12 protein-coding genes are annotated in these 12186 nt (G+C 72.6%); 7 read left to right on the forward strand and 5 right to left on the reverse strand.

The features are described from left to right. Window positions 1-31 precede the first annotated feature (31 nt). Genes ABEB28_RS33645 through ABEB28_RS33655 form a run of 3 tightly spaced genes read left to right on the forward strand, consistent with a single transcriptional unit; the run spans window position 32 to window position 1914 of the window. Entirely contained in the window at window positions 32-1261 is a 1230-nt protein-coding gene (locus ABEB28_RS33645; protein WP_345732292.1) for an inorganic phosphate transporter, read from the forward strand. 11 nt (window positions 1262-1272) lie between these two features. After that, window positions 1273-1587, forward strand: a complete 315-nt coding sequence (locus tag ABEB28_RS33650; RefSeq protein WP_345732293.1) for a hypothetical protein — start codon at window positions 1273-1275, stop codon at window positions 1585-1587. A 3-nt stretch (window positions 1588-1590) separates the two neighbouring features. Next, entirely contained in the window at window positions 1591-1914 is a 324-nt protein-coding gene (locus ABEB28_RS33655) for a DUF3349 domain-containing protein (RefSeq protein WP_345732294.1), read from the forward strand. A 22-nt stretch (window positions 1915-1936) separates the two neighbouring features. Here the strand turns inward: ABEB28_RS33655 and ABEB28_RS33660 are convergent, their stop codons facing one another. Further along, a complete protein-coding gene (locus ABEB28_RS33660) occupies window positions 1937-3409 on the reverse strand; it encodes an Hsp70 family protein (protein WP_345732295.1) in 1473 nt (490 codons plus the stop codon). A 183-nt stretch (window positions 3410-3592) separates the two neighbouring features. On the opposite strand from ABEB28_RS33660, the gene ABEB28_RS33665 reads away from it, so the two are divergent. Beyond that, window positions 3593-4564, forward strand: coding sequence for an alpha/beta hydrolase (locus ABEB28_RS33665; RefSeq protein ID WP_345732296.1), 972 nt, complete (start codon window positions 3593-3595; stop codon window positions 4562-4564). Here ABEB28_RS33665 and ABEB28_RS33670 read toward each other — a convergent pair. Further along, the gene (locus ABEB28_RS33670; RefSeq protein WP_376980471.1) at window positions 4561-5397 is read right to left on the reverse strand and encodes an acyl-CoA thioesterase; all 837 of its coding nucleotides are present in this window, start codon (window positions 5395-5397) and stop codon (window positions 4561-4563) included. The two genes, ABEB28_RS33665 and ABEB28_RS33670, sit on opposite strands and share 4 nt — an antisense overlap. A gap of 161 nt (window positions 5398-5558) precedes the next feature. Here ABEB28_RS33670 and ABEB28_RS33675 point away from each other — a divergent pair, with 161 nt between their 5' ends. Further along, window positions 5559-6323: a crotonase/enoyl-CoA hydratase family protein gene (locus tag ABEB28_RS33675; protein WP_345732298.1), complete on the forward strand. Its 765-nt coding sequence runs from the start codon at window positions 5559-5561 to the stop codon at window positions 6321-6323. 1 nt (window position 6324) lies between these two features. Then, window positions 6325-7419, forward strand: a complete 1095-nt coding sequence (locus ABEB28_RS33680) for a CaiB/BaiF CoA transferase family protein (RefSeq protein WP_345732299.1) — start codon at window positions 6325-6327, stop codon at window positions 7417-7419. 1 nt (window position 7420) lies between these two features. Here ABEB28_RS33680 and ABEB28_RS33685 read toward each other — a convergent pair whose 3' ends face one another. From ABEB28_RS33685 to ABEB28_RS33695, 3 genes are read right to left on the reverse strand one after another with little or no spacing between them, the layout of a single operon-like run. After that, entirely contained in the window at window positions 7421-8170 is a 750-nt protein-coding gene (locus tag ABEB28_RS33685; protein WP_345732300.1) for an arylamine N-acetyltransferase family protein, read from the reverse strand. Beyond that, window positions 8167-8865 (reverse strand): response regulator, encoded by a 699-nt coding sequence (locus ABEB28_RS33690; protein ID WP_345732301.1) that lies wholly within the window; start codon window positions 8863-8865, stop codon window positions 8167-8169. The genes ABEB28_RS33685 and ABEB28_RS33690 overlap by 4 nt, the downstream gene beginning before the upstream one ends. Beyond that, entirely contained in the window at window positions 8862-10415 is a 1554-nt protein-coding gene (locus tag ABEB28_RS33695) for a sensor histidine kinase (protein WP_345732302.1), read from the reverse strand. Before ABEB28_RS33695 ends, ABEB28_RS33690 begins: the two co-directional genes overlap by 4 nt. A 178-nt stretch (window positions 10416-10593) precedes the next feature. Between ABEB28_RS33695 and ABEB28_RS33700 the strand changes: the two genes are divergently transcribed. After that, window positions 10594-12018, forward strand: a complete 1425-nt coding sequence (locus ABEB28_RS33700) for a cation:dicarboxylate symporter family transporter (protein WP_345732303.1) — start codon at window positions 10594-10596, stop codon at window positions 12016-12018. Window positions 12019-12186 lie beyond the last annotated feature (168 nt).

Consider the following 12186-nt stretch of genomic DNA (forward strand, 5'->3'; position numbering starts at 1 on the left):
ACATGTAGTTGACGCGCGCACTCTGTAAATTGTGACGACTGCAACAGTTGTTCTCGTGTTGGTCGTGATCACCGCCTTGGCGTTCGACTTCACCAACGGTTTCCACGACACCGCGAACGCGATGGCGACGTCCATCGCCACCGGGGCGTTGCGGCCGAAGACCGCGGTCACGCTGGCCGGGATCCTCAACCTGATCGGCGCGTTCCTGTCCGTCGAGGTCGCCCTCACGGTCACGAACGCCGTCGTGACGATCCAGAACTCCGACGGCTCACCCAAGGATTCGCTCGCCGCCGACGGCGGCCAGGCGCTCCTGCTCATCGTGCTCGCCGGGCTGGCCGGCGGCATCATCTGGAACCTGTTCACCTGGCTGCTGGGTCTGCCCTCCAGTTCGTCACACGCGCTGTTCGGCGGTTTGATCGGCGCCACGATCGCCGGCCTCGGCTGGGCCGGCGTCAACTGGAACGGGGACGGCAGCAAGCTCGACGGCGTCGTCGGGAAAGTGCTCCTGCCTGCGGTCCTGTCCCCGGTGATCGCCTGCCTGATCGCCGCCACCGCGACCTGGCTGATCTACGCGGTCGTGCGCGGGGTCGCCCAGCGCTACACCGAAACCGGATTCCGCTGGGGCCAGATCGGATCGGCCTCGCTGGTCGCGCTCGCGCACGGCACCAACGACGCCCAGAAGACGATGGGCGTCATCACGCTGGCGCTGATCGCCAGCGGGCACTGGACCGACACCGAGAACATTCCGTTCTGGGTGAAGGCGGCGTGCGCGGTCACGATCGCGGTCGGGACGTACCTCGGCGGCTGGCGGATCATCCGCACGCTCGGCAAGGGCCTGGTCGAGATCGCGTCGCCGCAGGGCATGGCCGCCGAGGCGTCGTCGGCCGCGGTCATCCTCACCTCCAGCAACCTCGGCTTCGCGCTCTCCACGACGCACGTCGCGACCGGCTCGATCCTCGGCAGCGGCATCGGCAAACGCGGCGCCACGGTCCGCTGGCGGGTCGCCGGCCGGATGGTCACCGCATGGCTGATCACGATTCCCAGCGCGGCGACGGTCGGCGCCCTGCTCTGGTTCATCGCCGACCTGCTCGGCGGCGGGCTGCTCGGCGCCGTCGTCGTGTTCGGACTGCTCTGCGCCGCGGCCGGCGCGATGTACCTGCGCTCGCGGCTCGCTCCGGTCAACGCCGGCAACGTCAACGACGAGTGGGACGGAGCCGAGGGAGCCCCCGCGCCGTCCGACCGCACCCCCGCGTCCGTCTGATCGGAGGAACCGTGCACAACGTGTCACTGGCGCTCGAGGCGGCCTGGAAGGTTCTGCTGATCGGCCTCGTGCTCGGCGCGGGCCTGCCGACGCTGTTCGCGTTCGGTATCCGCGCGATGGCCTGGGGCCAGGGCGGCGAGGCCGAGGTACACGCCGCCGGAGCCGCGGCAGCGGGGCCGCACCCGGTCGGTCGGGCGCTCGGGATCGCCTGCTTCGCGCTCGTCGTCGCGGCAGTGCTGCTCGGCATCGCGTACGTCGTCGGGTTCGGACTGGGGAAGGAGTTGAGCTTCGAGCACGTCTACCCGACGATCCGGGACAAGGGCTGACCGATGAGCGAATCGCGCTCGAACTTCGTCGCGCGCACGCTGGAGTGGCTGCGCGCCGGGTACCCCGGTGGCGTGCCACGGCAGGACTACGTCGCGCTGCTCGGCCTGCTGCGGCGCAAGCTGACCGACCACGAGGTCCACGCGATCGCCTCCGAACTCGCGCTGCTCGCGATCCTGGGTGCGGAGATCACCACGGCGGACGTCGAGCAACTGATCAACGAGACGACGCTGGACGAGGCGTCGACCGAGGACGTCGCCCGCGTCTCGGCCCGGCTCGCCGCAGGCGGCTGGCCCCTCGCCGACGCCCCGGCGGACGACCCGGTCTGACCCGGAGGTCGGAACTCCGCTCTCACAGGAGCAGCACGACCATCGCCGCGATCAGGACCACGACCATCCCGCCCAGGGCCAGCAGCCAGCCGAAACGGTGCCAGACGACCTCGAGGCGGGCCGACGGTTCGGTGGGGTCACGGTGGGCCGGGCCGATCCCGGGACGACGGAACACCGAGACGCTCCCGGGCCGGCGGCGGACCGGAAGCCCACCGTCCGGACGGCGGGGTCCGGGTAACGCCGTCCGCCGCGGCGGCCCGGTGATCGCCCCTTTCGGACGCCGGACGAACCGGACGGCCACCTGCACCCCGGCCAGAACCGCCGCGGCGGCGGGCCGGCGCTGCGTCGGCACCACGATCGGCGGCCGCGCTGCGCCGGTGACCGGCTCGATACCGGGCGGAAGCGCGACGTCCGCCGCGAGCTGACCGAGCGCGCCACCGACGACCGCGAACGCCGGCTGCTCCACTCGCACCGGCTCGATCCCGAGCGCCTCGTGCAAGGCCGGCGCCAGCGTCGGTAACGGCGCCGAACCGCCGACCAGCACCACGGCGTCCAATTCGGACGGGCGGATCCCGACCTCACGCAGCACCCGCGCGGTCACCCGGACGACACGGTCGGCCAGCGGCCGGGAGTAGCGCTCCAGGTCGCTCCGGGTCAGCGGAGAATCCGCCAGCCCCGGCACGGCGACCGGTACCGACTCCGCCAGCCCCAGCGCGCTCTTCGCCGCCCCCACCTCCGCCCAGAACGCCCGCTGCACCCGACGATCGTCGGCGGTACGGGGACGGTCGATCGCGCGCCAGATCTCCCGTCGCTGCCGCCCCGCGGTGGCGGCGAGGTGGGCGGCGATCGCGGCGTCGACCCGCCGGCCGCCGATCGTCGGGTCACCGCCGATCGCCACGACCGCGAACCGCTCCGGCTCGCGGCGCACCACCGAGACGTCGAACCGCCGGGCACCGACGTCGACGACGACGAGACGGCCCCCGACCGCCCCCGGTATCCCGGCGCCGACCGCGGCCGCGACCGGCTCGGTGACCAGGGTGACCGCGGCGAAGCCGGCGTGGCCGGCAGCACGCCGGTACGTGTCCTGCTCCGCCGGCGTCCACGTCACCGGGTGCGTCAGGACGGCCGGCGGTACGGTCCCGATCGTTGCGGTGGCCGCCTCCGCCACGGCGGCGAGGACGGCGGCCAGCAGGTCGGTCGGGGTGGTGTCGCGCACGCCGAGCCGGAACTTCTGCTCGCCGATGTGGCGGCGGGGCGTGGGCTCGAAGTGGTCCGGATCGTCGGCGGCGCGGCGCTCGGCGTCCCGGCCGACGCGGACGATCCCGTCCGCGTCGAGCAGTACGCCGGACGGCAGGACGGGCTCGCCGTCGAAGAGCAACGGCGCCGTACGACCGTCCGGCCGCCGGACCAGCGCGACCGTGTTCGTCAGTCCGAGGTCGACGCCGAGCAGGTGGTCACCGCCGGCAGCGGCCGGATCACTGGTAGGGCCTGGCACGCGCGCGCTCCCGGGGGTGTGACGTCGACACCCCAGTGTCCCGCGCCGACGGCGGGCACTGGGCCCGGGACGGGACACCGAACCTCACCGGTTCGCTGACCGGCCAAACAACCACCATTGACCGAAATCCGTCATACATGGGTAATCTGCGCGAGAAGAGTTCTCGGCACACGGAGGTGGCGGATGGCGCTCGGCCTCGACCCGGAGATCCGCACGGCGCTCGACGCCCGGCAGGCAGCCGACCGACCCGGCGCCGTCGACGGGCTACCGATCGGCGGCGACGCCCTAGCGGTCCGGGCCTCGCTCGAGCCGGCGCTCCGTGCGCTGACGGCCGAGCCGGCGGTGCCGACCGGCATCGAGGTCACGCGGTACGCCGTGAACTCGGCCGACGGCACGGAGGTGCCCCTCCGGCTCTACCGGCGCCCCGGCGGCCCCGTGACCGGGCTCGTCGTCTACTTCCACGGTGGCGGCATGATCGCCGGTGACCTGGACATCTACGACCCGGTCGTGCGCCGGTACGTCGGCGCGGGCGGCATCCCGGTGCTCGCCGTCGACTACCGCCTCGCGCCCGAACACCCCTACCCGGCGGGCGCGGAGGACGCATACGCGGCGATCGTCTGGGCCGCGAAGCGCGCCGGGGAGCTGGGGATGGATCCCACCCGCATCGCGGTGGCCGGTGACTGCGGCGGCGCGGCGATCACCGCCGGTGCCGTGCTGCTCGGCCGGGATCGTGGTGGGCCGACGCTCGCCGGCCAGTTGCTGATCCACCCGTTGCTCGACGACCGCACGGTCACCCCCGACCCGCTGCTCGGGCGCGGCCCGCTCTGGAGCTACCAGGCCAACCGGGCGGCGTGGGCCGCGGTGCTCGGCCGGCCACTGGACGCCGAGCCCGGGCACGCCCCGGCCTACGCCGCACCGGCCCGGGCCAGCGACGTCGCCGGGTTGCCGCCGACCTACCTCGAGGTGGCCGGCGTGGACGTCGTCCGGGACGAGGGCCTCACCTTCGGTGCGCGGCTGGCCCGCGTCGGCATCGCGGTGGAGATGCACCTGCACGCCGGTGCGCCGCACGGGTTCGACCTGCTGGCCCCGGAGGCGGCGGTCACCCAGCGCGCGACCGCCGACCGCCTCCGCTTCCTGGAGGCCGTCGCGGGCTAGGACCTGGGCTGGTGGAAGACGCTGCTGCCGCGGGGGCGGAACAAGGCTTCCTGCGCGATCGTCGCGCCGAGCGTTCCGTCGGCGGTGCGGATCATACCGTGGTAGAAACCGCGGCCCCGCGCCACCGAGTGCGGCACCAGGTCCATCAGCACCCACCCGTCCAGCGGGATCGGGCGGTGGAACCAGATCGCGTGGTCGAGGCTCGACCCGGACGCGGACGTCTCGTCGTGGTACGGCGCCAGGCCGGTGGAGATGTCCGAGAGGTACGTCAGCACACACGCGTGGATCAGCGGATCCTTGTGCACGGCGGGCAGCTCCGCGGTGCAGCGGGCCCAGAACCGGGTCGGCCACTCGCTGCCCGGGTAGGGCGCCGGCGGCAGCGAGCCCTCCATCGAGAACAGCCGGGGCATCGGCGCGGGCGGGAGCGTCGTCGGGTCCGGAACCTCAAGGGCCTCCGCGGCGTCGACATCGGGACCGTCCTCGACCACGGAGAACGAGCACGACATCGTGAAGACCACGCGGTCACCCTGCCGGGCGACGACCCGGCGGGCGGAGTACGACCGGCCGTCCCGGTCCCGCTCGACCGAGAAGTCCGTCGGCACTCCCGAGTTCCCGCCGCGCAGGTAGTAGCCGTGCAGCGAGTGCGGCGGCCGCCCCTCGGGAACGGTCAGCCCGGCCGCCCGCAGTGCCTGCGCCGCCACCTGGCCCCCGTAGAGCGGGAACGGGTCGTCGAAGACGGTGTTCGCGCGGTAGACATCCCGCTCGATCTCCTCCAGCGTGAAGAGGTCGAGGATGGTCGGCGCACCCGTGGTCGTCTGCTGCACGAGCCGCACGGTAGCCCGGCGCGGGTGCTCCCCCACCGGTTCGCACAGTGTGATGTGACCGCTCTCTCAGAGCATTTCCGGTCAGGTCTGACCGAAAAGCTCCACGCGGTGCGAGGCCGCTCCGATACGTTGCGAGCAGAGGCGGAACCCAACGGCGGGAGGTTGCTCACGTGAGCGACGAGGTGCAGGTCGAGCACGTCGACGGCGTAGCGGTCATCACGATCAACCGGCCGAAGGCACGGAACGCGGTCAACAACGCGGTGGCCGTGGGCATCGCTGCCGCACTCGACGAACTGGACGAGCGAGACGACCTCACGATCGGAATCCTCACCGGAGCCGGTGGCACGTTCTGCGCGGGCATGGACCTCAAGGCGTTCGTCACCGGCGAGAACCCCAACGACGAGCGACGCGGCTTCGGCGGCATCACGATGCTGCCGCCGCGAAAGCCGCTGATCGCCGCGGTGGAGGGCTGGGCCCTGGCCGGCGGCTGCGAGATCGCGCTCGCCTGTGACCTGATCGTCGCCGCCGAGGACGCGAAGTTCGGCATCCCCGAGGTCAAGCGCGGTCTGGTGGCGGCCGCCGGTGGCCTGGTGCGGCTCCCCCGCCGGATCCCGCCGGCGGTGGCGATGGAGCTCGCGCTCACCGGTGACCCGCTCACCGCCGCGGACGCCCACCGCCACGGCCTGGTCAACACGCTGACGCCGAGCGGCGGGGCGCTGGACGGCGCGAAGGCGATGGCCGCCCGGATCGCCGCGAACGGGCCGCTCGCGGTCGCCGCGTCCAAGCAGCTGATCGTGGAGTCGCAGGACTGGGCCGACGCCGACCTGTGGAAGAAGCAGGGCGCGATCGTCGGGCCGATCTTCGGCTCCGAGGACGCCCAGGAAGGCTCGCGGGCGTTCGCCGAGAAGCGTCCGCCGGTGTGGAAGGGTCGCTGACATGCCGGGACCGCTCGCCGGGCTCAAGGTTCTCGAGCTGGCCGGCATCGGACCCGGGCCGCACGCGGCGATGATCCTCGCCGACCTCGGCGCCGACGTCGTCCGGGTCGACCGCCCGGTGCCCGGGTTTGACCCGACCGTCGGCTCCTCCGACCAACTGCTGCGCGGACGCCGCTCGATCGCACTCAACCTCAAGGACCCCTCGGACAAGGCGCGCCTACTCGCGCTCGTGGAGAAGGCCGACGTCCTGGTCGAGGGGTACCGACCGGGCGTCACCGAGCGGCTCGGCCTCGGTCCGGACGACTGCGCCGCGGTCAACCCCCGGCTGATCTACGCCCGGATGACCGGATGGGGTCAGGACGGCCCCTGGGCGCGGACCGCCGGCCACGACATCAACTACATCTCGGTCACCGGCGCGCTGCACGCGATCGGCCGCAGCGGTGAGCGCCCGGTACCCCCGCTGAACTACGTCGGCGACTTCGGCGGCGGTTCGATGCTCGTCCTGGTCGGGATCCTCTCCGCGCTCTGGGAGCGGGAGCGGTCCGGACGGGGCCAGGTCGTCGACGCGGCGATGGTGGACGGCGCCACGCTGCTCTCCCAGATGTTCTGGTCGTTCCGGGGCGCCGGTGTCTGGAGCGACGAGCGCGGCGCCAACCTGCTCGACGGCGGAGCACCCTGGTACGACACCTACGAGTGCGCGGACGGGCAGTACGTGGCCGTCGGCGCGCTGGAGCCGCAGTTCTGGGCGGCGCTGCTCACCGGGCTCGGCGTCGACGACCTGCCGTCCCGGGACGATCCGGGCAACTGGCCGGCGATCCGGAAGCGGTTCACCGAGGTGTTCGCCACGAAGACCCGCGACGAGTGGGCCGCGGTGTTCGACGGCACCGACGCGTGCGTCACGCCGGTGCTCACGTTCGCCGAGGCGTCCGCGCACCCGCACCTGGCCGCGCGGGACACGGTCGTCGACCTGAACGGCGTCCCGCAGGCCGCGCCGGCGCCCCGGTTCTCCCGGACGCCGCCCGCCACGCCCGCGCCGCCCCCCGGAGCCGGTCAGCACACCGACGAGGTCGTCGACGACTGGCTCCGCACCGATTGACCTACGCGGCGCTGCGGTTGGTCCAGGGGAGATCGGGCAGCTCGATCCCGAATCGCTCGGCGAGCAGCCGCCGCTCCTCGGCCTCGTCGACCGTGCGATCCGGCTGCCCGGTCTCGCTGAACACACCGTTGACCAGCGAGATCCGGCCACCCGGCACGGACAGGACGGCCAGCCGCCTGGCGACGAACGGCGACGCGGGGTCGCTCTCCTGGTACCGGCACCGCGGCAGGAACTCCGCCAGCCGCCGCGGCGTCGGCCGCCAGGCCCAGCCGGTCTCGGCGTCCCGGCCGGGACGCCGCTCGTTGCTCCACCACAGGTCGCCGTCGCGGCAGATCTCCACCTCGCCGCCGCTCTGGGCGCTCACCCCGAGCGCGAGCGGCACCGGGTGCAGCCATCCGGCCCCGTTGCCGACGTCGGCGATCCAGGCGTCGTCCACGAGCAGGCGGGCGTGCTCGAAGTCCGGGCCGGGCGTCCGATCGGGGTCGAGCGAGAACGCCGAGACCAGCGTCACCCGGTGCCCGAGCGCGGACAGCAGCGCCGCGAACAGCCCGTTGAGCTCGTAACAGAACCCGCCGCGCCGTCGGCCGACGACCTTCGCCGCGATCGCGTCCAGGTCCAGGTCGATCGGTATCCCGAGGTGGATGTCGTAGTCCTCGAACGGCACCGACAGGACGTGCGCCGCGTGCAGCTCCGCGAGCGAGTCCCCCCGGTGCGCACCGATCCGGGTCAGGTAGGCATCGACGTCGATCACGACCTCCACTCTGCCCGAGCCGTGCCCGTCCAGGTGTACTCCAGCTCCGGACGCCCGGCACGGCCGTAGCGTGCCGCGCGGGTCACCAGGCCCGCGTCGGTGAGGTGCTCCAGGTAGCGTCGGGCGGTGATCCGGGACATCCCGAGGTCTTCGGCCAGCTCGCTCGCGGAGACCGGGGCGGCCGCGCTGCGAAGTGCGGTGGTCACCGCGTCGAGCGATTCGGGGCTCATCCCCTTGGGCAGGCCGGTCAGTCCCCGGCCGTGCAGCAGGGCGAGCGCGCGGTCGACCTCGTGCTGGCCGCTCAGCACGCCGCCGCCGGCCACCCGCGAACGGTACGCGGCGTACTGCTCCAGCTTCTCCGCGAACGTCCCGAACACGAACGGCTTGATCAGGTACTGGACGATGCCGAGCGAGACGGCCGAGCGGACGGTGTCCAGATCGCGGGCGGAGGTCACCGCGACGACGTCCGCCCGGTGGCCGGCCGCGCGCATCCGCCGGCAGACGTCCAAGCCGTGCAGGTCGGGCAGGTGCATGTCGAGCAGCACCAGGTCGATCGGTGCCCGGTTCATCCCACGGAGCGCGTCCGCGGCCGTGAGCGCCACCCCGGCGACCGTGAAGCCCGGGACCCGCCGGACGTAGGCGGCGTGCGCGTCGGCCGCGATCGGGTCGTCCTCCACCACCAGCACCCTGATCACGACGGCACCCGGGCTCGCACCGGAAGCCGCACGGTGAACACCGCACCCCCGTCGCCGGTGACGTCGATCCGCCCGCCGCGCCGGTGCACGGTCTGACCCACCAGCGCCAGCCCGAGCCCTCGCCCGATCAGCCGCTCGTCAGTCTTCGTCGACCAGCCGCGCGCGAACGCCTGCTCGACCTGCGCGGCGTCGAGCCCGGTGCCCGAATCCGCCACCTGGAGCACCAGCTCCTCATCGTCCAGCCAGGCGCCGACCTCCACCCGCCGCGGCGGGGGCGCGGCCACCGCCGCGTCCACCGCGTTGTCGATCAGGTTGCCGACGATCGTGACGAGGTCGCGAGGGTCGGCGACGCCGGGCGGTACCTGGGCGTCCGGGTCCAGCACCAGCTCGACGCCCCGCTCGGAGGCTTGCGCCACCTTGCCGAGCAGCAGCGCGACCAGCACCGGCTCCTCCACCGACTCGACGACCCGGTCGGCCAGCCGCTGGCTCAGTGCCAGCTCACCGGTGGCGAACTCCAGCGCCTCGGTCACCCGCCCCAAGCCGATCAGCGACACCACGGTGTGCAGTCGGTTCGACGCCTCGTGCGCCGCCGACCGGAGCGACTCCGCGAAGCCGCGCACCGAGTCCAGCTCACCGGTGAGCGCTTGCAGGTCGGTGTGGTCCCGCAACGTGACGACGCTGCCGTCGCCCGCCGGTCGCTGGTTGACCACGAGGACCCGGTCGCCGGTCAGGTGGATCTCGTCGACCCGGGGTCCGCCGTCGCCGAGCATCGGCAACGTGTCGAGCCGACGTCCCACGACGTCGGTGGGGAGCGCGAGCAACCGGCGCGCCTCGTCGTTGACCAGCTGCACGCGGCCGTCCCGGTCCAGCAGCAGCAAGCCTTCGCCGACGGCGTGCAGCACCGCGTCGTAGTAGGCGTACATCCGGCTCAGCTCCCGCGGGCCCAGATCGTGGGTCTGCCGCCGGAGCCGCCGGTTGACCAGCCAGGTGCCGCCCGCCGCGAGCAGGAGCGCCAGCACGCCCGCGAGCGCCAGCGTCGGCAGCTGGCCCTGCAGGCTGCGGTCGATCGCGCTCCGGACGATGCCGACGGCGACCAGCCCTCGCACGGCGCCGTCGGCGATCACCGGCACCACCGCACGCACCGACGGTCCGAGCGTGCCGGTGTAGGTCTCGGTGAACGCGTCGCCGCGCACCGCGTCGTCGATGTGGCCGAGGAACTTCTTCCCGATCTGCGTCGCGTCCGGATGGCTGTACCGGATCCCGTCGGTGCTCATCACCACCACGAAGTCGGTGCCGGTGGCCCGGCGCACGCCTTCGGCGTGCGGCTGCAGCACGGTGCTCGGTGCGGGCAACGCCAAGGCGGTCCGGACGTCGGGCGTCGCCGCGACGGCGCGGGCGATCGCCAGCGCCCGGGTGGCCGCGCGCTCCTCGGTGGCGTGTTCCGCCTGCGCGATCGCGCCACCCAGCCCGGCCGCGACGACGACCGTCACCACCGCGATCTGCAGGGCGAGCAGCTGCCGGGCCAGGCTCCAATCCCGCGGACGTAACACCAGCGCGACCTTCCTTCGATGATCGCAATGTACAGAACAGTGACCGGTGTCACTGACGCCGAAATTCTGGGCATCCACCTACCTGAACGCTTTCGACCTCCGGCCTTCTCGGCGGTCGCCGGTCGAAATGGGTTCGCCTGCCGTGCCGTCGACGACATCGCGCAGAAAGAAGGGCCCCATGTCCAGTACTGCTGCCCCACCCGGCAACACGCCCCCCGGTGACACCCCGCCCGGCGACACCCCTCCGGAGCAGACCCCGAAGCGTCGGGACCGCACGCACTACCTCTACATCGCGGTCATCGTCGCGGTGGTCGCCGGCGCGATCGTCGGGCTCGTCGCGCCCGGCGTCGGCGTAGCGCTCAAACCCCTCGGAACCGGCTTCGTCAACCTGATCAAGATGATGATCGGCCCGGTCATCTTCTGCACGATCGTCCTGGGCATCGGGTCGATCCGCAGCGCGGCCAAGGTCGGCAAGGTCGGTGGCCTCGCACTCGGCTACTTCCTGGTGATGTCGACGTTCGCGCTGACGATCGGCTTGATCGTCGGCAACCTCCTCCAGCCGGGTTCCGGACTCGACCTCGAGGCCAACGCCGACGCCGGTAAGGACCTGGCCGCCGAGGGCGAGGGCGGAACCGTCGACTTCCTCCTCGGCATCATCCCCACCACGCTGATCTCCGCGCTGACCGAGGACTCGGTGCTCCAGGCGCTCTTCATCGCGCTGCTGGTCGGCTTCGCGATCCAGGCGATGGGGCGCACCGGCGAACCGATCCTGCGCACGATCGGGTACTTCCAGAAGCTCGTCTTCCGGGTGCTCGCGATGATCATGTGGGTCGCGCCGATCGGTGCGTTCGGTGCGATCGCCGCCGTGGTCGGCGAGACCGGCTGGGAGGCGCTGGCCGCCCTGCTCCAGGTGATGCTCGGCTTCTACGTCACGTGCGCGATCTTCGTGTTCGGCATCCTCGGGGCGCTGCTCTGGGTGGTCGCCAGGATCAACATCTTCTCGCTGCTGAGGTACCTGGCCCGCGAGTTCCTGCTGATCCTCTCGACGTCGTCGTCGGAGTCGGCGCTGCCGCGGCTGATCGCCAAGATGGTGCACTTCGGCGTGGACCGGCCGGTCGTCGGCATCACGGTGCCGACCGGATACTCGTTCAACCTGGACGGCACCGCGATCTACCTGACGATGGCGTCGCTGTTCATCGCCGACGCGCTGAACCAGCCGCTCTCGATCGGCGAGCAGATCGGGCTGCTGCTGTTCATGATCATCGCGTCGAAGGGCGCGGCGGGGGTCACCGGCGCCGGTCTCGCGACGCTCGCCGGCGGCCTGGCGTCGCACAAGCCCGCGCTGCTCGACGGCGTCGGCCTGATCGTCGGCATCGACCGGTTCATGTCCGAGGCCCGCGCGCTGACGAACTTCGCCGGCAACGCGGTGGCGACGATTCTGATCGGTGTCTGGACCGACAGCATCGACCGGGAGCAGGCACGGCGGGTCCTCGCCGGGGAGTCGCCGTTCGACGAGACGACGATGCTCGACGACGACGACCACGGCGGACCGCGGCCCGACGAGAAGGAGCCGGCGCTCGTCGGCTCGGGCAGCAAGCCGTAGCGGCTCGGGTGGGGCGCCCTCGTCGCGCCCCACCCGGGCGGACGGCCGGTCCGCCGGTGCCGCCCCGTCAGCCACCGGCGGACCCCGCGGCCGTCCGCGCGCAGGACGCGTGGCACCCGGCCCAGGCGCACTCGCAGCTCAGTCGCCTGGTCCGGGTGCTCCGTGCGT

Source organism: Cryptosporangium minutisporangium, from assembly GCF_039536245.1.
Lineage (GTDB): Bacteria > Actinomycetota > Actinomycetes > Mycobacteriales > Cryptosporangiaceae > Cryptosporangium > Cryptosporangium minutisporangium.